At 57.3% G+C, this 18,845-nt stretch carries 19 protein-coding genes; 11 read left to right on the forward strand and 8 right to left on the reverse strand.

Annotated features, from left to right (window positions below; all coding sequences use genetic code 11):
• Positions 1-26 precede the first annotated feature (26 nt).
• The gene (locus A3709_RS15245; RefSeq protein ID WP_231871205.1) at positions 27-2,810 is read left to right on the forward strand and encodes an immune inhibitor A domain-containing protein; all 2,784 of its coding nucleotides are present in this window, start codon (positions 27-29) and stop codon (positions 2,808-2,810) included.
• 3 nt (positions 2,811-2,813) lie between these two features.
• Here A3709_RS15245 and A3709_RS15250 read toward each other — a convergent pair whose 3' ends face one another.
• Both A3709_RS15250 and A3709_RS15255 read right to left on the reverse strand, forming a co-directional pair.
• Positions 2,814-3,542, reverse strand: coding sequence for a hypothetical protein (locus A3709_RS15250; protein ID WP_066056366.1), 729 nt, complete (start codon positions 3,540-3,542; stop codon positions 2,814-2,816).
• Positions 3,539-4,459, reverse strand: coding sequence for an aminotransferase class IV (locus tag A3709_RS15255; RefSeq protein ID WP_066056368.1), 921 nt, complete (start codon positions 4,457-4,459; stop codon positions 3,539-3,541). The genes A3709_RS15250 and A3709_RS15255 overlap by 4 nt, the downstream gene beginning before the upstream one ends.
• Before the next feature lie 125 nt (positions 4,460-4,584).
• Between A3709_RS15255 and A3709_RS23870 the strand changes: the two genes are divergently transcribed.
• The 3 genes from A3709_RS23870 to A3709_RS15270 are packed head-to-tail and all read left to right on the forward strand — an operon-like array spanning position 4,585 to position 5,385.
• Entirely contained in the window at positions 4,585-4,815 is a 231-nt protein-coding gene (locus A3709_RS23870; protein WP_066056371.1) for a biotin/lipoyl-binding protein, read from the forward strand.
• Positions 4,799-5,080, forward strand: coding sequence for a hypothetical protein (locus tag A3709_RS23875; protein WP_066056374.1), 282 nt, complete (start codon positions 4,799-4,801; stop codon positions 5,078-5,080). Before A3709_RS23870 ends, A3709_RS23875 begins: the two co-directional genes overlap by 17 nt.
• Positions 5,081-5,091: 11 nt before the next feature.
• Complete coding sequence (locus A3709_RS15270; RefSeq protein ID WP_066056377.1) at positions 5,092-5,385, forward strand: TerB family tellurite resistance protein; 294 nt, start codon at positions 5,092-5,094, stop codon at positions 5,383-5,385.
• Here the strand turns inward: A3709_RS15270 and A3709_RS15275 are convergent.
• Positions 5,382-6,452, reverse strand: a complete 1,071-nt coding sequence (locus A3709_RS15275) for a hypothetical protein (protein ID WP_156507791.1) — start codon at positions 6,450-6,452, stop codon at positions 5,382-5,384. The two genes, A3709_RS15270 and A3709_RS15275, sit on opposite strands and share 4 nt — an antisense overlap.
• 66 nt (positions 6,453-6,518) lie before the next feature.
• On the opposite strand from A3709_RS15275, the gene A3709_RS15280 reads away from it, so the two are divergent.
• Entirely contained in the window at positions 6,519-7,262 is a 744-nt protein-coding gene (locus A3709_RS15280; protein WP_066056383.1) for a hypothetical protein, read from the forward strand.
• A 297-nt stretch (positions 7,263-7,559) separates the two neighbouring features.
• Here A3709_RS15280 and A3709_RS15285 read toward each other — a convergent pair whose 3' ends face one another.
• The 4 genes from A3709_RS15285 to A3709_RS15300 form a co-directional block, all read right to left on the reverse strand.
• A complete protein-coding gene (locus A3709_RS15285) occupies positions 7,560-9,173 on the reverse strand; it encodes an AMP-binding protein (RefSeq protein WP_066056386.1) in 1,614 nt (537 codons plus the stop codon).
• A 9-nt stretch (positions 9,174-9,182) separates the two neighbouring features.
• Positions 9,183-10,886 (reverse strand): class I adenylate-forming enzyme family protein, encoded by a 1,704-nt coding sequence (locus A3709_RS15290; RefSeq protein WP_066056390.1) that lies wholly within the window; start codon positions 10,884-10,886, stop codon positions 9,183-9,185.
• A gap of 143 nt (positions 10,887-11,029) precedes the next feature.
• A complete protein-coding gene (locus tag A3709_RS15295; protein ID WP_066056394.1) occupies positions 11,030-11,449 on the reverse strand; it encodes a nuclear transport factor 2 family protein in 420 nt (139 codons plus the stop codon).
• Positions 11,450-11,460: 11 nt separating this feature from the next.
• A complete protein-coding gene (locus tag A3709_RS15300) occupies positions 11,461-11,928 on the reverse strand; it encodes a YbjN domain-containing protein (protein ID WP_082850148.1) in 468 nt (155 codons plus the stop codon).
• Between the two features lie 121 nt (positions 11,929-12,049).
• On the opposite strand from A3709_RS15300, the gene A3709_RS15305 reads away from it, so the two are divergent.
• Positions 12,050-12,805, forward strand: coding sequence for an ABC transporter substrate-binding protein (locus A3709_RS15305; protein WP_066056400.1), 756 nt, complete (start codon positions 12,050-12,052; stop codon positions 12,803-12,805).
• Positions 12,806-12,860: 55 nt separating this feature from the next.
• On the opposite strand, the gene A3709_RS15310 is transcribed toward A3709_RS15305, so the two are convergent.
• Complete coding sequence (locus A3709_RS15310; protein ID WP_066056404.1) at positions 12,861-13,766, reverse strand: VOC family protein; 906 nt, start codon at positions 13,764-13,766, stop codon at positions 12,861-12,863.
• Positions 13,767-13,970: 204 nt separating this feature from the next.
• Between A3709_RS15310 and A3709_RS22700 the strand changes: the two genes are divergently transcribed.
• Genes A3709_RS22700 through A3709_RS15330 form a run of 5 tightly spaced genes read left to right on the forward strand, consistent with a single transcriptional unit; the run spans position 13,971 to position 18,828 of the window.
• Positions 13,971-14,411: a Zn-ribbon domain-containing OB-fold protein gene (locus A3709_RS22700; protein ID WP_082850150.1), complete on the forward strand. Its 441-nt coding sequence runs from the start codon at positions 13,971-13,973 to the stop codon at positions 14,409-14,411.
• Positions 14,412-14,424: 13 nt separating this feature from the next.
• A complete protein-coding gene (locus A3709_RS22705; RefSeq protein WP_229801567.1) occupies positions 14,425-14,943 on the forward strand; it encodes a Zn-ribbon domain-containing OB-fold protein in 519 nt (172 codons plus the stop codon).
• A 2-nt stretch (positions 14,944-14,945) separates the two neighbouring features.
• On the forward strand, positions 14,946-16,016 hold the full coding sequence (locus A3709_RS15320) for a lipid-transfer protein (protein WP_066056409.1): 1,071 nt from the start codon (positions 14,946-14,948) through the stop codon (positions 16,014-16,016).
• Positions 16,016-17,179 carry a thiolase domain-containing protein gene (locus A3709_RS15325; protein WP_066056412.1) on the forward strand — a complete coding sequence of 388 codons (1,164 nt, stop codon included), beginning with the start codon at positions 16,016-16,018 and terminating at the stop codon, positions 17,177-17,179. The genes A3709_RS15320 and A3709_RS15325 overlap by 1 nt, the downstream gene beginning before the upstream one ends.
• Positions 17,180-17,199: 20 nt before the next feature.
• Positions 17,200-18,828, forward strand: a complete 1,629-nt coding sequence (locus tag A3709_RS15330; RefSeq protein WP_066056415.1) for an acyl-CoA synthetase — start codon at positions 17,200-17,202, stop codon at positions 18,826-18,828.
• Positions 18,829-18,845: the final 17 nt, after the last annotated feature.

Here is an 18,845-nt window from a genome sequence, read left to right on the forward strand (position 1 = left end):
CGCAAAATCCTATAATGAGGCTTAGCATGTCACTACGAACTTTTATTGCCGCAGGATTTGCTGCGACAATGGCTGTCGCTGTCCACGCCAAACCGGTGTCCCAGGACGCCATTGAGATGGTGGATAACCTCGCCGGCATGAAGTTTGACCAGCTTGGTCACCCGCAGATCGCCAGTGACTCCATCCAGCCGGCGTTGGCTCCAGCGGACAAACCGCACAAGTTGTTGATTCTACCGGTGAGCTTTAACGATGTTGGCTACGATCGCTTTACCGGTGACCCCCGTCAGGACGAAAAGAACCGCGCGTATTTTCAGGAGCTGCTGTTCGCCGGCGGCCCTACAAACCCGGCTGAAGACACGCTCTCACACTACTACCGCCACGCGTCCAAGGGGCGATACAACATTACCGGCGATATATTTCCGGTAGTGCAGCTCAAGCAGACCCTCAGCCACTATGGACGACCGGTGCAGACCAGCGATGGTCAGTGGCGCAGCGACGAGCGGGCCAGTGAACTCGTCGTGGACGCGCTCAAAACAGCGTATGCGGAACATCCCGACTTTCCCTGGTCTGACTACGACCAGTGGGACCCTCAGGATTTTGATGGCGACGGAAATCGCGACGAGCCGGATGGCTACATCGACCATTTCGTGATGATTGTGGCGGGTAAGGGGCAGTCATCCTGCCAGGGCTTGTACAAGCTCGGTGAGAAGCTCAACCCCAATGCCAGTGCAGACGCCTTTGATTCACTCACACCTGACGAACAAGCCTGCGCCGATCGAATCTGGCCGCATCGCTTTGCCCTGCAGTACAACCTCGACAGCGGCCCTGAGGTTGATGGCGTGATGAATGTGCGAGGTGGCATCGAGTTGGGCGATGGCCTGTGGGTGCTGGATTACAACATGCAGTCCGAATACACCGAAGTGGCAACCTTTATCCACGAGTTTGGCCACTCTCTGGGGTTGCCGGATATCTATGCGCGGGTTACCAACAACTCCACCGCGGGCTGGGACGTGATGTCTTCTACGGCGAGCCCTTCGCCCCAGGAGATGAGTGCCTGGAGTCGTATGGTGCTGGGCTGGATGGATCCCTGCGTGGTCCGTCCCCAGGGGTTTGGTGGCAAGTCGCAGGGCAGCCTGTACCTGCAGACGATGAACGACTGGTCGGGACAGCCCGGTGCGACGGGCGACGCCTGTGATGCGGCGATGGTAATTCTTCCCCCGAAGTATCGCGAGATCGAGTTGGGGCCGCTCACGGCTGCCAATGGCAAGCAGGCCGCGTATTCCGGTCAGGGCAACGATATGAATCGCAGTTTGTCGCGCGATTTCGATCTCACTTCCGTGCCGGCATCAGCACCGCTGCAACTATCGATGGACCTGTGGTTCGAAATCGAGGCGGAGTGGGATTACCTGTACGTGGAAATCGCGGCGGACGGCGGCGCCTTTGATCGCATTATGCCAATGGACAAACAGGATGTGGGTGATAAGCAGAGTGTTATGCCGTCCAACAAGGGGCACGAAGGGCAGGGTAGTATTCCCGGCTTTACGGGTCTAAGCGGAGATCTCGATGGCGATAACAAGGTGGAGACCGCCCCCACCTGTGACCCCGCCGCGGATCGGCGCAATGCCGAAGACAGCATAGGCGATGTCAGCGTTGATCCCTGCAGCGTCGCCCAGTGGGTGACTGCCAGTTTTGATCTCGAAGCCTATCGCGGCAAGAAAGTCACTCTGCGTATTACCTATTTCACTGATATGGCCGCCGCGGAAAATGGCGCGTTGGTGGATAACGTGGCATTTGAAGCCGTTGATTTCAGCGATGACTTTGAAGCAGCTGAGTTAAACAGTGGCTGGAAGAGCAAGGGCTTTACCTTGTCCGGAGGTTCTCACATCCTGACAGTACCGCACTTCTATGTGCTGGAATATCGTGACCCTTACGCCACCTTCGCCAAGGTGAAGAACTACGATCAGGGGTTGTCGCACCCCGGCTTTAGCTTCTTTCCTAATGAGAAAGGCGAGATGGAGGCATTCTCGGCGAATTATCGCCCCGGTGTCGTCATGTGGTACTACAACGGCGAGTATCTGTGGAGCCAGAACGACCCCGCCGAATTCGGTCCGGGCAAAGGGTTCCTGCTGGTAGTGGATTCCACGCCCCAGGAATTCCGCATTCCGATGATGCCCGACAAATACTTCCAGGAGCAGGATGGCTGGACCTGGTGGGAGTTTGATGATGAGGCCCAGCCGCAGCTGGAAAAGGCGTTTGTCGACGTCATGTGTTTTCAGCGCCAGCCAGCGTTTTACTCCACCGACGTCAGCGAGCAACAGCGCAAGGCCTGCGCTGAGGAGCTCAATGGCAAGTTGCCACCGGTGGAGTCTATTGGCTGGGATGGGCGTAAGCTGATGTACAGCTATACCATTGTCAATTCGCTGCTGCCCGGCGAAGACCGGCGGGCACGCAAGTCGGCATCGTCGCTGTTTGACCTGCGCATTCGTCAGGGTAAGACCCAGTATCGTATTTACGACCGCCTGCTGCGTTCCGAGCATTCAGCGGATGCACCGTTTTCACTACAGCCGTACGAGCGGGGCATCGAATACTACCAGGCTGTTGATGGTGAGATGCAGGTCAAGCGCACCGAAGCTTTTGCGCCGGTGAGTGAGTTCACCGACGCGGCGCCCACTCGCTACCAGAACCCCAAGCTGCCTTTCGGTAGTGCAGCCATTCCTGAGGCAGGTTTCAGTTATCGACTGGTTGCCCCAGACGCCGACGCCCCGAGTGGCACCCGGGTTCGTATCGATTATGAGTGGCGCAAGCAGTAAGCGTCAGGCCTGAATCCGTCGCTGCCACATGTGCTGGTAGGGTGCTTGCATTGCCTGCGCCAGATCAGCATGTGCGCCCTGCAGCGCTGGCTGGCTCGGTCGATAAGGCCCGAAGCCGGTTGATTGCTCGACGTTGTGATACCAATGGGGCGCCCAGGCGCCGTCAGAATCGCGTCGCCCGGCAGGCCACTGCAGCATGTGTCGGGCGTTGAAGGGCAACCCCAGCTGTTCACACAGTACGGATAAAGCCCCCTCCGGATTGCGTAACACATCATTGGAATCGATCACTGCAGGAGCTTGCTCGCAGATGTCCGTGATCTCATTAAACAGTTCTGCCTGCCGGGTAATGCCAATGGCGTCTTCATCGACGCCGGGCATCTTCTGCACATAGGAAGCAATGATCTCGGCCGGGTCGCGAATCAGAAAACAGTGACGCAGGGGCTTGCACCACTGCATGTCCATTCCCCGCGGGATATGGTGCGTCATGTGCTTTTGGTACTGCAGCTCACTGGCGACGTTGGCTCCGGTCAACTGCTCGATCACGGTGTTGTAGTCGTTGCTTTGCGCGGCCAGGATGTCAGTACGCATGGGATGATCGAGCCCGGTCGCGGCGAGATATGCAGCGTAAAACGGTTCATCTACGACCTCGCAGTCAGGTCGGTTCTCCCAGGCGCGCATCATCGCAGTGGAAATGTTGCGCGGGCCCGACCACATGGCAATCCTGATTGTCATACGCGGCCCCGACCACATTCGGCAGCGATCATGTCTTTGTAGAGTACCTGGAGGCGATCGACCATGGGGCCACGCTTGCCGTCACCGATGGTGCGGCCATCGATATCAAAAACCGGGGTAAGCCCGGCGAAGGTGCCAGTGACGAAGGCTTCGTCGGCGCCGTAGGCCTGCATCACCGAGAAGTTTTTCTCGTACACCGGAATGTCGTTGGCCTTACACAAATCGATAACGTTGCGGCGGGTAATGCCGTCGAGGCAGTAGTCGCCGCTACTGGTCCAGACCTCGCCGTCGCGCACGATAAAGAAGTGCGTGGAGTTACAGGTGGCGACATGGCCGTGAGGGTCGAGCATGAGGGCTTCGTCAGCGCCGGCCTTTGCCGCCTGGATGCAGCCGAAAATGCAGTTCAACTTGGAGTGGCTATTGATGCGCGGATCCTGCACATCCGCATAGCCCCGTCGCACATACACGGTGTACAGATTGACGCCGCGATCATTGAGAGTGGGGTCGGGGTTCTTGTACTCCGGGATAATTACGATTGTGGGGCCGCCAATGGTGACAGCGGGGTCCTGGTAGGGTGTTGCCTTAATGCCGCGGCTCACCATCAAGCGGATATGCACGTGGTCTTCCATGCCGTTGGCGTCCAGGGTGGCGTAAAGCCGTTGCCTTAGCTCATCCTGCGATATCTGTAAGTCCAGGTCCAGGGCCTTGGCACCTTCCCAGAGGCGCTTCATATGTTTGTTCAGAAATGGAATGACCCCGTGGTGTTGGCGCAGCCCCTCCCAGATGCCATCACCGAGGATAAAGCCTGAGTCGAAAACGGATATAACAGCCTGATCGCGGTGGAAAAGCTCGCCGTTAATGTTGATCTGAATGTCAGCGTTGCGAGGATCTTGCTGGAAGGTGTGGGTGCTGCCCATGGAGGTTATTCCTTGTAATGGTGTTTCTTGCGAGGAGGCGTAGTTTGCATCAGAACAAGCGCCTTGCCAAAGCACTTATCTTATCTATTCTTAAAGGCACAATAATACGTAGAGGGACCTCCGTTATGCGCCGCGCCAGTGCAATTTTTGCGGTACTCATGTTGCTTTTCATCCAGCATGCCATGGCTCAACCCAGGCTCGTCAGCAGCCTCGGCCGAATTGAGCCTGCGGGCGGTGTATTGCGCCTCGCGGGACCCTCAGGTCTGGGCTCGGTCATCATGGATTTACGGGTGGAAGAGGGCCACCAGGTCAAGGCCGGCGACGTTATCGCGACCCTCTTTGATTCTGGCGGATGAGCCAACGGCATCGCTGGACAAGGAGTCGGGTCGCAACGTGGTGGATTTGTTGCAGGTGCTGTGTCGCGATCAGGGGGCCGCTGTGGTACTCGTGACCCACGACAATCGCATTCTGGACGTGGCAGATCGTATTCTTCATCTGGAAGATGGTGAGATCAAATCCGTTAGCGAGGCGATGTCCGCCAATACCAGCCAGATGTTGCGCTTGCTTGACCAGCACGACCCGGAACTTCGCTCTATCTATCGGCCTTCTCACTGGCGCTGACCCGCGTGGCGATGGCAGACAACCGCATGGATGATGCGGAGCGCGAGGCCATTCGCGAGGTATTGAACAATGTCTCAGGCCTTGGCAGTGGCGAAGTTGATCTGATCATGGAACTGGCCATGTCGCAGGTGCGCTGCCGTACCGCCCTCAATGGCCACGGAACAGAACTCTTTACGACGGAGCAAGCGGCGCATTTTGTCGAGAGCATGCATGCGGTGGCTGCAGCCGACGGCGAGATCAGTGAAGAAGAGGTGGCAGAAATCCGGATTGTCGCTGAGGAACTCGGGTTCCCGCAGTCTGCCTAGAAGGGTTGTCCCAGGCTGAGGTAGTAGCCCTCGTTGTCGTCCTTGCCTGCCGCATACTCCAGGCGCAGCACAATGCCAGCATCGGGCTTCAGGTCGAAAATAATGCCTGCGCCGAGCATGGGAAACAAATTGTCCGAGTCATCGCAGGCCGAGACTTTGGAGTAGAGACAACCCAGCCCTCCAAACAACGACGCTCCCCAGCGCCCCTTGATGTTGAAGCGGGCATCGAGGTTAATGTGTGAATAGTGTTCCCCCAGGTAGTTGCCCCGCGTATAGCCACGCATATTGAGGGATGAAAACCCGGAGGTTGGTGCATCGTGCGTCCAGCGGCCGCGCGCGTTGGTGGCGAGCACGTGTTCCTTGGCACCGAACTTTAAGTAATGCGAGTAATTCACCTGCAGGGAATCAAATGACTCTTCGCCACCGAGGCCCTCGCGGTAGGCCACATTGTAAGCCACCAGGTGTTGGCCGCTGGTGGGGTTGCGGTTATGGTCACGGTCATCAAGCTCAGCCACCAGTCCAATGCCGTTGGATTGGAAGCCGGTAAGGCCGATCTGCTCAAGAATGCGGTCGAAGATGCCATCTGCTCCGACGACATAGTCGGACATGATGAGTTGGCCACCGATATACCAGTGGCTGTCGCCAATGCGGTTCAGGTAACGGGCAAACAGGCTTTCGATATTATCCTCGGTCTTTGCCGAGACGCCGGTGCCCAGGAAATCGTCGTATTCGTTGCGGATCTTGCCGTTGACGTAGCCAAACATCAGCTTGTGCTCATCGGCGCCAAAGTAGGTATCGCCATAGACGCCGCCGACGTAGGAATCAGTATCGCTATAGGTGCCAAAACTGGTAATCAGTGATGGCGCCGACTCCGAGTCGAACTTGTGAATATAGCCAGCGACCGCGCCTAGCGTAGTACCCAGTTTCGGGTCGGCACTGACGGTAGGCGTGAGCAGCCAGGGTGATTCTTTCTCGCTGTCGCTGGTATCACTGTGGGCAGTCCCTGTGAAGCACAAGGCGATACCTGCAGATGCGATGATACGCATTGGTCGAGCGACAGAAAGCATGCTGTGTCCTTTTAAAGAGATGCTATATTCTGAGTATATCAATGTTACCTGGGAGCGGGACGGCGAATGGATATAATAATCGAAGAACAAGCTGAACAGGGAAGTTTGCAGGCGGGCCTCGAAGGTAACACTGAATTTCGTCTTGGCGCAGTGCTCACGGAGGCCTGGGAGCGGACGTTGGGAAACAAGGGCGCCGTGTGGATGGCGATGCTGTTCTATATGGGCCTGGCCTTTCTCATGGGCGTGTTCTTTGGCCTGCTGGACGGCGCGGGCAGTGGCGAGGTGCCCGATCCGGGCAGTCCCGTCAAGTTCATCGGCGACCTGGTGACAACGCTTGTGCTCACGCCCATGGCCATCGGGCTGTGCTTTATCGGTGTGGCGATCGCGCGTGGATACACACCTAATCCCAAGAGCATCTTTGCCTGGTACGACCAAACCTTGAAGGTATTCCTGCTGGCCATACTAATGAATCTGCTGATTGTTCTGGGCTTGCTATTACTTGTGCTTCCGGGGATTTATCTCGCGGTGTCCTACCAGATTGCGCTGCCCCTGATGGTAGACAAAAAAATGGGCCTATGGGAGGCGCTGGAAAGTAGTCGAAAGATTATCGGCCATCACTGGTTTGCCGTATTCGGGTATGACCTGGTATTTATATTGATTGTGGCCGGGTCGATGCTGCTGCTGGGTATTCCCTTTATCTGGACAGTGCCGATGATGCTTATCGCCTACGGGATTCTCTACCGCAATCTGGTCGGCGTTGAGGCGGAGACCCTGCAACGAGCTGTGGCGACAGAGCAGGTGCCCTCATAGGTCGCGCAAGAGTGGTTGCTTATTTGAACCAGCTTAAAGAAGTGAGTGGCGATGCTGCCGTCACGGAAAAATAGAGGCTCGCGCTTCATCGAAGCGCGACGAGCTTATCAACCTGCTACCGGGCCTAGGCCTGTCATTACGAATACCGCAAATACTGCCATGGCAGCCCCAAAAGAGACTATTTGAGTCATTACTACACCCCGACTGTTAGATTTATACATCGAAAAAGTAGTACCACACTCCGAAGAGTGGTTCGAATATAACGCTAAAGGGTGCGCAGTAACAAGCGCTGAATGATTACCGTGACACCTTGAAGGATGAGTTCTTCAAATCCCAGGTGGATGCGCAGTTGCCCTGCTGCCGCAAGGCGAATTTCTGGACCTTCTGGGTGGGCGTGTAGGGCAGGCTGGTCGCGAAATCGATGTAGCGCGGGACAAAAAAGTAAGGTGCATTGTCATTGATGAACTGACACAGCGCCTCAGGAGAAAGTTTGCTTTTCGGCTTTAGAATCAGGGCCAGCTTGAGCTCGTCTTCATTGCTGTTTTCCGCCGCTGGAATACCGAATGCAGCCACGTCGGCAATATCGGGATGGCGGCGCACCACACTCTCTACTTCCAGTGTTGAGATATTACGGCCCGCAAAACGCACGGCATCTTTCTTGCGATCGGCAAAAAAGTAAGCGCCGCTCTCGGGGTCGAATCTGGCCAGGTCGCCAGTCATAAACCAGTCACCCCGAAAGCTCGCGGCATCCGCTTGCGGGTTGTCGAAGTAGCCATTGAACAGCGCGTTCGGTTGTTTGGCCCGAATACAAATTTCGCCGGGCGTGCCTGGTGCGACTTCGCGACCCTCGTCATCGCACAGCTTGAGGTCCAGATCGTCGGTGGGCAGCCCCAGCGCGTAGGAGGGCACGTCCGAATTGCAGTTATTGTGATTCATGATCAGCAGGCATTCGCTCATGCCCAGCCCCGAGGTAATCAGCTCGACGCCGAAGCGTTGCTCAAAGGCTGTCCACAGCTGCGGCGCCATGGGCACAATCTGGGCTTTGCGCAAGGTATTGCTGGCGTCGTCGGCGCTGGCTGGGGTGTTCATGAGAAAACTGCCCATGGCGCCGATGGCGAACACCTGGGTGGCACCGAAGTGATTAATACGCTCCCAGAATGTGCTGACGGAAAACCTCTGTTCCAGAACGCAGGGGATACCTTCAATCAGCGCGCGATAAACGCAGGTAATCCATGCTCCCGAGTTATAGAGGGGTAGAGGGCAGTAGATAACATCGTCCGGCGCGGAGTCGTAGGGAATGGAGGCTCCCTCCACAATGGCCCGAATCCAGTTGTTATGACTCTGCATGACGCCTTTGGATTTACCGGTGGTGCCGGAAGTCCACAGAATGGCGCAGGTATCTGAGCAGTTCTGCTGGCTGTAGTCTGGTTGCAGCGGTGCGTGTCCCAGCAGTGATTGGTACCTGACGGCGCCGGGGAGCAGCGATGCTGACGCATCCCCCAGCAGCGCATACTGAACGTCGCCCAGTGCGTCGCAAATATCCGCCAGTCTTGGCGCCAGGCCAGTGTCAGTAACAACCAGCGCCGGCTTACTGCCGACAATGGCGTCGGCCAGCCATTCGCCTTTGTAGTCCGTGTTAATCGGAACCCATATAGCTCCCAACTTATTGATGGCCAGTGTCAGCAGTACCAGCTCGGGGCAGTTTGACAGCAGCAGCACTACCCGATCACCCGGGCCTATGCCGAGGCTTCGCAGTCCATTCGCAAGGCAGTTGGTCTGTGCATCCGCCTCGGCGAAGGTGATGGTGACGTCGTCGGTGACAAGGAAGCGCGTGTCGCCGTTGTGCTCAGCCTGGGTGCCCAGGATTTTGCCTAGCAGGCGATCGTCGCGGTTATCCAGAGTGAGCTTCATACGATGTCCTCAGTTGCCGAGATAGGCCTCTTTGACCTTGAGTTTGTGCAGTTTCTCGCTGGCATTGCGAGGCAGGGCAGAATCGCTTAGGACAATGGTGCGTGGCACCTTATAGCCCGCGAGACGGCCTTTGAGGAAATCTCTCAATGTTGCCTCGTCCAGGCCGGAATCGGGTTCCGGGAAGGCGACCATGACCATTTCCTCACCCATGGCCTCATCGGGTTCGCCGAATACGACCACTTCTCGGACGGACGATAATTCATACGCGGCCTGCTCGATCTCGCCCGGGAAAATATTCTCACCGCCGCGGATCACGATTTCTTTGATCCGTCCGGTTATGTAGAGAAATCCCTCTTCATCGAGCTTGCCCACATCGCCGGTGCTCATCCAGCCGTCCTTGGAAAAGGTGTCGGCATTGGCGTCGGGTTTTTCCCAGTAGCCCTCGGTGCAGCAAATGCCCCGCATCTGAATTTCACCGGGCTCGCCGCTTGCCGTTTCTTCACCGTTCGCAGCCACGAAGCGCATCTCCATGATCGGTGAGATTACGCCGGCGCTGTCAGGACGAAAATCAAACAGGGCGCCGCTCATGGTCGCACCCACGGCCATGGTCTCGGTCATGCCATAGCCAGCTGAGCGGCTTGGATCTTCGATCCGGGCATCAATCAGCTCGGGCAGGCCTGCGGGTGTTGCTGCGCCCGCAGCGCTAATGCGCATCAGCGAGCTGGTGTCGTATCGGTCAAAGTCTGGGTTGTTCAATAGGTCCTGCAGAATAGCCGGAACGGTTGAAACACCCGTGACGCGCTCCTGCTCAATCAGAGCCAGTGCCTGACTGCTGTCCCACTTGTACATCATGACCACTTTCTGGCCCAGCATCATGGGCAGATAGAAACCGCCCAGCAAGCCGGTGGCGTGGAATAGGGGCACTGTCAGCATGGGCGTCTCACGCTCGGCGCCACCGCGATACTCCCGTGGGCCTCCTTCGAACTCTGCGACAAGCAGACCGAGGAACATCATGTTCGTCAGTGCCTGCCCAATGCTGCGGTGACGGTGGAGTGCGCCTTTGGGGAAACCAGTGCTACCGGAGGTATAGAGGATAATCGCACCATCGTCTGGCGAAATATCCGGCGCTGTATAGCTTTGGTCTTCCCCCGCGCTCACCACATCGTCGAACAGAGCTACCTCGCTCGGGCGCTGAAAGTCAGCGCTGGTCGGCACGACAATCGCAGAAATGTTCAGCGCTGCGTAGTCAGCTTCAATCAAGCGGAAGCGCGCTTCGTCGCACACCAGCAGTGAGGCCTTGCAATCAGAAATTGCATATTCGAATTCTTCGCGCTTACCCCAGCTATTAATCGGCACAACAATGGCGCCAATCAGTGTGGCTGCGCAGTATGTGATCATCCACTCGGCATTGTTGCGCATGGCGATTGCAACGCGGTCGCCTTTTTCGATTTCGTAGTCGCCCTGTAGCTGGGCGGCCAGCGCATCGGCCTCGGCAAAAAGACGTGTATAGGTGTAGCGGCTACCCTCATAGACCAGAAAGTCCAGGGCACCGTGGTTGCGGGCGTTGTTGAGCACTTCCAGCGCAGTGGCGGGGGCGTGCTTGTAGCCCTGGTATTCCCTACCTTCGACCTCGATAGGGCCTACTTCAAAAAAGGCGCCAGAGGCGGTGAGCTCCGCTTTTTTGGCGGAAACGGCAGCACCATTAACGGACATTATTTTCACTTCCACTTGTTCGACTTATCAAGCGGGACTATAGCCCAGAAGTGAGGCACGGAGGATGAATGCTCAGCGGGTAGTGACCGCCAATTCAAGCTATTAAACCCTGCCATGAGCAAAGTTGGGGCAGGGGTGGGAGTTTAGCCGTAATCAGGCGGCTGAACGGCGAACAGCGTGGCGGTGTCGAAGAACTCGCGAACCTCGCTGATCAGGCCATCATCGAAGCGGTACAGCAGGCAGTAGTCGTTCTCGTAGTCCTGGCCGTTGGCGGTCACTGCCTTGAGGGTGAACTGCATGACAACGAAATCCGCATCGGCGATGACGGCGTGATAGTCGTACTGCATGGAGCCAGGCTGGTAGTAATCGTCCACGGCGCCGCCGAACAAGCCCGCGATGGCTTCCAGCCCCTTGAGTTTGCCGTGCATAGGGCTGCTGCGGGGCAGGCGCCATTCGGCGTTCTCGCTGAAGTATTTGGCCATGGGCAGCGGGGTGTCGCCCTCGCGCTGGGCCACAGTCTGGTAGAAGGCGAATACGTGATCTTTATTATTTTCTGCGCTCATGGAAGTTTTGGTCAGTGAAGTGCGTTGGAGCCGGGCTGGGCATTGCCAGCCTGGGCAAAGAGGTAGTCAAGGCGCAGACATTCGTCGGCGATCTGTCGGGTTGCACCAATGACGATGGAGAGAAAGTTGGCGACCTGCTCGAGGGTGAGTCCCGCGCCAGCCGGCAGCACGCCGGCAACCACCAGCTGTGGCGTTGCGTCGTCGACCACGTCCTGAAACAGTTTCAGTGTGGGGTACTCCATATTCAGGCGGCCGAGGTCGGCGGCCAGTGGCAGCAGCGCCATCGGGCGTATCTCAAGCTCGCTGGTCAGCAATAACCCCCAGGGTTCCAGAAACAGCCGGCTGTCGATCAAGCCCTCTATATCTTGCAGTGCCTCGATGTGCAGCCCTTCGCAGTTGCTGCAGACATGGAAATCAACTTTGGTCTGACGCAGCCAATCCTGGAGTAGATTGCGGTCAATTTTGCTGGGTTCACTCAACGTCATGGTTCCTTAGTTGTGTCCGAGCAGTGTAAGCTATCCGGCGATTTAGGTCAGCTTTTCGTTTGCCTGCCTCGGTGTCGGTGGTACATTCTCGCTCAGCATTCGACAGGGTATGACTATGTTCAGACAGATCTTCCTCAGCCTTCTTTTCGCACTCGTGGTGATTCCCGCCCAGGCAGCGGGCGTGCTCAAAGTGGGCTTATCCGCAGACTACCCACCGCTGCATTTCAAACAGGATGGGAAAATCTATGGGGTGGAACCCGACAATGCGCGCGCTGTGGGCAAAATACTCAATATGCGCGTTGAACTGGTTGAGCTGCCCTTTGAGGAGCTGTTGCCAGCCCTCGACGCGGGCGACATTGATGTCATTATGTCTGGCATCAGCATCACCGACGCGCGTCTTGAGAAGATGCGCTTCAGCGAGCCGTACTTGAAGGTAGGGCAGATGCCCATTCTGCACCAGAGTAAGCTTGGGACGCACTCGCAGCCATGGGCGATCTACCGCGAGGGCGTGCGCGTGGGTGTTGAGCCCTATACCACCGGGGCCCGTTTTGCTGAAGCCAATCTCGAAAATGCCGAGCTCAAATACTTCGATAACCCGGACGCGGCGTTCGATGGCCTGCGCGCCGACGAGATTGACCTCTACTTACACGATGCCCCCACCAGTTGGCAGCTGGCCAATGCGCCGGAAAATGGTGACCTCATCAGTCTCTATACGCCATTGACGGAAGAGGTGCTGGCCTGGGTGGTGCAGAAGGATAATGCTGCGCTGGAGCAGGAGTTGAACCGCGCGCTTGAGTTAATGAGGGCCAACGGCAGCCTGCAGTACATTCTCAACCGCTGGATTCCGGTGAGTATTGAGGTTGCCAATTAGGCAGTAGCGCGAAAGCGTAAGCCCGGGGCAGATGCGCCCCGGGCAGGCAGAGAGTTTAGTCGTTCATTCCTGGGAAGTTGTATTCGTGTCCCCACAGATCGCCTTCGGTGCTGACCGTGGCCACGTGGGTCTCAGGATCGATCAGCATGCCTTCGCAGCCGAATTCCACGGCAATGCCACCCGGCGCCAGTAGATACACCGAGCACATGTTGTCATTGATGTGACGGCCCAGGGTAGCCAGGAAGTGTGAGCCCGCAGCTTTGGCGCGATCCATGGCGCGACCCACTTCATCCATGGTTTCCACCTCTACCATAATGTGTACCACACCCAGTGGGTGAGGGCCGTTGAACAGGGCCAGGGAGTGTTGACGCGGATTGTTCGCGTGCATGAAGTGGATCTTCGCGCCGTCCATGCCGGGAGGGTAGAGGATGTCGGTAATGCCCATGCCGATGATCTCGGTATAGAAATCAGTGGTGGCATCGAATTCCAGTGCGGGTAACACCAGGTGGCCAAAGCCCAGGTCACCGGTTTGCTGATAGGTGGTGACGAAGTTGGCAATGCCCTGTGGTGATACGAGCGGGGTGTAATCCAGTTCGCGGCCCCAGTACAGCTCAAGTGCATTGCCAGAGGGGTCCTGGGTGATAGCGAAGGCGGTGACAGCGCGACGCTTGGCTTCCGCCTCTGAGCCAGGGGCTACATCGTGTCCCGCTGCCGTCAGGGCCGAGCAACAGGCGCGGAACGCATCTTCGTCTGGAAATTCCAGGCCTGTGGCGATCAGGCCATCGGCTTCGGCGGGCTCGATCATCAGCCGGAACGGGTGATCATCCAGGCGCAGGTAACGCGCGCCGCTGGCGTCATCGCGCTGGGCCTCCATCAGGCCCAGTACACCGGTGCCAAAGCCCATCCATGCATCGACATCGGTGGCGCCGATTCGTAGGTATCCCGAAGCTGCTACAGCCATTTACTCTCTCCTGATGAATTATGCGTGTCGTGCATTATCGTCGAATATGTGCGGCTGGCCATCCCTCAGGCCGGGTAATGCCCTTCTGGTTCATCATAATGATCTGAAAAGTCACTACAGGTTGATCAGCCGCGTCATTGAGCGCAAATGTCAGCTCGCTGATACTGATCGCTCTACTGAATCAGTCCAGAGGAGGGCTGCGGCGTGTCGCAACCAGAAATCCTGAACCAGGAATTTACTCTTGGTTACACCTATACCCGCTCAACCGGGCCAGTCGTAGGGCGCTTTCTCACCGCGCTCAAACACAGAAGCATTGTCGGCATCAAGGCCACCGACGGTCGGGTCATTGTTCCGCCCATGGAATACGACCCCGATACAGCCGAGGAACTCAGTGAGTTTGTCGAAGTGGGCCAGGAAGGCGAGATCGTCAGCTTTGCCTGGGTTAAGCAACCACGCGAGGCACACCCCATGGATACGCCTTTTGCCTGGGCCATGATCAGGTTGGACGGCGCTGACGTGCCCATGATTCATCGTGTGGCAGCGCGCGATGAAGCAGATATTGCCACCGGCGGGCGTGTGCGGGCTGTTTGGGCTGAAGAAACACGCGGGTATATCGATGATATACGCCATTTCGAGCTTGTGTAGGAGGTAGCTGACAGTGAGTGAAGAAAACGAAATGATCACCGGCATCGAAGTTCCCATTTACCTGAAGTACAACTTTACCGCGGGAGCGGCGCCCGCCCGCTTTCTGAGTCAGCTGAAGAATGGCGTTCTAACCGGTCAGCGTCGGGCGGCGCCGGATGCGCAGGTCTATGTGCCCCCGCGTGGTTCCTGTCCCGCCACTGGCCTGCCAACTGAAGAGGAAGTGAATGTCGCGGACAAGGCCACTGTGCAGTCGTTCACGATCGTCCATATCCCGATTCCCGGCAATGCGATTGAACCGCCATTTGTAGTGGCAAACCTTGTCGCTGACGGTGCCAATATTTCGTTCATCCACTTGATGAGTGAGTGCGACAACGCAGAAGTGCGTATCGGACAGCGTGTCCAGGCAGTGTGGAAGCCAGAGGAAGAGTGGGATTATTCCATGGATAACATCAAGTATTTCAAACCTATCGAGGAGCCCGATGTGCCTGTAGATGAGATTGGCAAGCTGCCAGTGACCGGGCTGGAGGTTTGATCATGAAAGAAATTGCAATAGTAGGGTATCAACAGTCTGACGCCGTCTCCGATGCAGGGGCGTGCAACGAAGTAGAACTGATCATGCCAGTGCTGGGCCGCGTGTATGAACAGGTCGGTATCAGCAGTGCCCAGGACGTGGACTTCGTATGTTCGGGCTCCTGCGATTATATGCAGGGCGCAGCTTTCGCCTTTGTGATGGGTGTGGACGCCCTGGGCGCAGTGCCGCCTATCAAGGAATCCCATGTGGAGATGGATGCAGCCTGGGCATTGTATGAGTCCATCTTGAAAATCAAGATGGGGCACGCCGATTCCGCGCTCGTATACGGCTTTGGCAAGTCCTCTCCCGGCGAACTGCCGATCGTGCTGTCACAGCAACTGGATCCTTATTACCTGGCGCCACAATGGATCGATACGATCTCCCTGGCGGCGATGCAGGCGCGCATGATGTTGGATCAGGGTCTTATCACTGAGCGCGATATGGCTGAGGTTGTGTCAGCCTCTCGTCGTAACGCGATGGAAAATAATCCTCACGCGCAGCTCAAAGGCGAGCTGTCTGTGGATGATGTACTCGCACAGGACACGTTTGTGTCGCCTCTGCGCAAGGCAGACATCTGCCCCATTTCTGACGGTGCAAGTGCGATGGTGATCGCAACTGTAGAGAAGGCCAAGGCCTGGGGTAAGCCCTACGCTGTGATCTCCGGCATCGACCATATTATCGAAACCCACAATATGGGGATGCGCGATCTGACCGACTCCCCATCAACGCGTAAGGCTGCAGAAAGAGCGGGTGTGAGTAACGGCAAGGTGGATGTCGCCGAGTTGTATGCGCCTTTCAGTCACCAGGAAATCATCCTCAGCCGAGCACTTGGCTTGTCGGAGGACACCAGTGTTAATCCGTCGGGTGGTGTGCTGGCAGGTAACCTCATGATGGCCTCTGGACTGTCCCGGGTTGGGGAGGTGTTTAATCGAATTATTGCCGGTGAGGCGGAACGCGGTGTGGCTCACGCCACGTCTGGGCCATGCCTGCAGCACAACCTGGTGGCCGTGGTAGAGAAAGGGGAGAAAGCATAATGACAAATTTGGCAGCAGTGGTCGGGATTGGCCAAACGAGTTATACGACCAAACGCGACGACGTATCGATCGCAGGTCTGGTGCGCGAGGCGGCGGTCAATGCCCTCAAAGACGCAGAGCTGACCTGGGATGACATCGACGCGGTAATCATCGGCAAAGCCCCCGATATGTTCGAGGGCGTTATCATGCCGGAGATATATCTCACCGACGCATTGGGATGTAATGGCAAGCCCATGTTGCGCGTCCACACGGCTGGCTCGGTGGGCGGCTCAACGGCACTTGTAGCGGCATCGCATGTGCAAAGTGGCGCCTTTAAGCGGGTGCTTACCGTGGCCTTTGAGAAACAGTCAGAGTCGAACGCGATGTGGGCCCTCTCAAATCCACAGCCTTTTTCCACCCACCTGAATGCGGGTGCGGGCGGCTATTTCGCACCAATCATTCGCGAGTACATGCGCCGCTCCGGCGCCCCCTACGACGTGGGTATCAAGGTGGCTGTCAAGGATCGACTGCACGGCGCGCGCAATCCTCTGGCGCACTTGCAACTGCCTGAAATCACGATGAAGGAAGTCGAGGAATCCTTCATGCTGTGGGATCCGATCCGTTTCCTGGAATCTTGCCCGTCGTCCGATGGCGCCTGTGCCATGGTCATTGCTAACGAAGAGCTGGCAGAAAAGGCATCCAAGCCCCCCGCGTGGATTCGCGGCGTAGCGATGCGCTCGGAGCCGACAATGTTCGCCGGTCGCGATGAGGTGAACCCACAGGCTGGCCGCGATTGCGCGGCGGATGTTTACAAGCAGGCAGGCATTACCGACCCGCGCAAGGATCTCGACTGTGCTGAGGTGTACGTACCGTTTAGCTGGTACGAACCGATGTGGCTGGAGAACCTCGGCTTCGCCCCGGAGGGCGAGGGCTGGAAGCTGACCATGGAGGGCGCAACGTCGCTGGATGAAGATGGCGATATTCCCTGGAACCCTTCAGGGGGCGTGCTGTCATCGAATCCGATTGGTGCCTCGGGCATGATTCGCTTTGCCGAGGCTGCACGTCAGGTGCGTGGTGACGCGGGTGACCACCAGGTTGAAGGCGCTAAACTGGCATTGGGCCATGCCTACGGCGGTGGCGCCCAGTTCTACGCCATGTGGGTTGTGGGCGCAGATAAGGCCTAAGTACGGAAGGAGTAGCAGGCATGAATAAACATTTTAATATCGCCGATATGTACGAGATGGTGGCCGATAAAGTGCCGGGGCGCGATGCCCTGGTGTGCGGTGACCAGCGGGCGACCTTTGCTGAGCTCGACCAACGAGCCAATCAGCTGGCGCACTACCTGGCTGCCAATGGGGTGGGCGCGGGCGACCATGTTGGGCTCTATCTCTACAACTGCAACGAGTATCTCGAGGGTATGCTTGCCTGCTTCAAGATCAGGGCGGTGCCGATCAATGTGAATTATCGCTACGTCAAGGATGAGCTGCTGTACATCTTTGACAACGCGGACATGGTTGCCTGTATTCACAATCAGGAGTTCTCACCTCACATTGCGGAGATTCGCAACGCGGCTCCCGATCTGAAAACGTTTGTGCATGTGGTGGATGACAGCGGTGCCGATGTCGATGCTATCGGCTCGCTGGAATACGAGGCCAGCCTGGCGGGGCAATCTGACAACCGCGACTTCGGTGAGCGTGCCGACGACGACCTGTTCATTCTCTACACCGGCGGCACCACCGGTATGCCCAAGGGCGTCATGTGGCCACACAAAGCCGTGTTCTTTGCCGCCATGGGCGGCGGTGGCTGGTTCCACCCCGATGGCGCGATCAGCCAGCCCGAACAAATCGTCGATCGTATCGGTGATTTTCCGATTGTTGGTATGGCCCTGGCGCCGCTCATGCACGGCGCATGCTGGTGGTATGCCTGTATCCAGATGCTGGCCGGTAACACCGTCGTGCTCAGCCCGTATCGCTCGCTGGTGGGCGAAGAAGTCTGGGACATCGTGGCTCGAGAGAAGGTCAACGCGATCTCAATTGTCGGTGATGCCATGGCCGTGCCGCTGCTCGATGCCCTTGAGGCGAATCCCGAGCGCTGGGACCTGAGCTCGATATTTAGTGTGGGCTCCGGTGGCGCTGTGTTCTCCGAGAGCAAGCAGGAAGCCTTCAAGACGCATTTCCCCAACGTATTCATTACCAACTCGTTCGGTTCCTCAGAGTCCGGAAACATGGGCATGGATGGCGGTGGCAAGAAAGGGCAGGGTCTTGGTAATGTCACCAAGAGCGAGTTCATGTCCGTAATTACCGATGTGGAAGGCGAGCCGCATCGTCATGTGCAGCACGGTGAAATGGGTATCTTTGCGCGCGCCGGGCATATCCCGGTGGGCTACTACAACGACCCGGAGAAAACCGCGCGCACGATTGTTGAGGTAGACGGCAACCCCTGGTTGTTACTCGGTGACGAGGCGCGACTTGAAGAAGACGACACAATCACTGTGTACGGTCGCGGCTCAAACTGCATTAACAGCGGCGGCGAGAAAATCTTCCCCGAAGAGGTGGAGCAGGCGCTGAAAGCCAATCCTGCCATTTTCGACTGCCTGGTGGTCGCCACGCCGGATGAGCGCTTTGGCAGCAAAGTAACCGCTGTGGTGGCGTTGCGCGGCGATGCAGCGGTGTCGCTTGCCGAGGTGCAGGAGGCGGCCCGAGAACACATTGCAGGCTACAAGGTGCCTCGCGAGCTACACATAGTGGACGAAGTCCCGCGCGCCCCAAGCGGCAAGCCCGCGTACCCCAAAGCTCTGGAAATTGCCCTGTCCGGCGATTTCCACCAAGCCTGACAACATTGAGGAAGTAA

The sequence above is a fragment of the Halioglobus sp. HI00S01 genome, from assembly GCF_001635445.1.
GTDB classification, from domain to species: Bacteria; Pseudomonadota; Gammaproteobacteria; order Pseudomonadales; family Halieaceae; genus Halioglobus; species Halioglobus japonicus.

Coding starts and splice junctions, on each gene's coding strand:
- A3709_RS15245 (WP_231871205.1), top strand. CDS start 27: ATGTCACTACGAACTTTTATTGCCGCAGGATTTGCTGCGACAATGGCT.
- A3709_RS15250 (WP_066056366.1), bottom strand. CDS start 3,542: ATGACAATCAGGATTGCCATGTGGTCGGGCCCGCGCAACATTTCCACT.
- A3709_RS15255 (WP_066056368.1), bottom strand. CDS start 4,459: ATGGGCAGCACCCACACCTTCCAGCAAGATCCTCGCAACGCTGACATT.
- A3709_RS23870 (WP_066056371.1), top strand. CDS start 4,585: ATGCGCCGCGCCAGTGCAATTTTTGCGGTACTCATGTTGCTTTTCATC.
- A3709_RS15270 (WP_066056377.1), top strand. CDS start 5,092: ATGGCAGACAACCGCATGGATGATGCGGAGCGCGAGGCCATTCGCGAG.
- A3709_RS15275 (WP_156507791.1), bottom strand. CDS start 6,452: ATGCTTTCTGTCGCTCGACCAATGCGTATCATCGCATCTGCAGGTATC.
- A3709_RS15280 (WP_066056383.1), top strand. CDS start 6,519: ATGGATATAATAATCGAAGAACAAGCTGAACAGGGAAGTTTGCAGGCG.
- A3709_RS15285 (WP_066056386.1), bottom strand. CDS start 9,173: ATGAAGCTCACTCTGGATAACCGCGACGATCGCCTGCTAGGCAAAATC.
- A3709_RS15290 (WP_066056390.1), bottom strand. CDS start 10,886: ATGTCCGTTAATGGTGCTGCCGTTTCCGCCAAAAAAGCGGAGCTCACC.
- A3709_RS15295 (WP_066056394.1), bottom strand. CDS start 11,449: ATGAGCGCAGAAAATAATAAAGATCACGTATTCGCCTTCTACCAGACT.
- A3709_RS15305 (WP_066056400.1), top strand. CDS start 12,050: ATGTTCAGACAGATCTTCCTCAGCCTTCTTTTCGCACTCGTGGTGATT.
- A3709_RS15310 (WP_066056404.1), bottom strand. CDS start 13,766: ATGGCTGTAGCAGCTTCGGGATACCTACGAATCGGCGCCACCGATGTC.
- A3709_RS15320 (WP_066056409.1), top strand. CDS start 14,946: ATGAAAGAAATTGCAATAGTAGGGTATCAACAGTCTGACGCCGTCTCC.
- A3709_RS15325 (WP_066056412.1), top strand. CDS start 16,016: ATGACAAATTTGGCAGCAGTGGTCGGGATTGGCCAAACGAGTTATACG.
- A3709_RS15330 (WP_066056415.1), top strand. CDS start 17,200: ATGAATAAACATTTTAATATCGCCGATATGTACGAGATGGTGGCCGAT.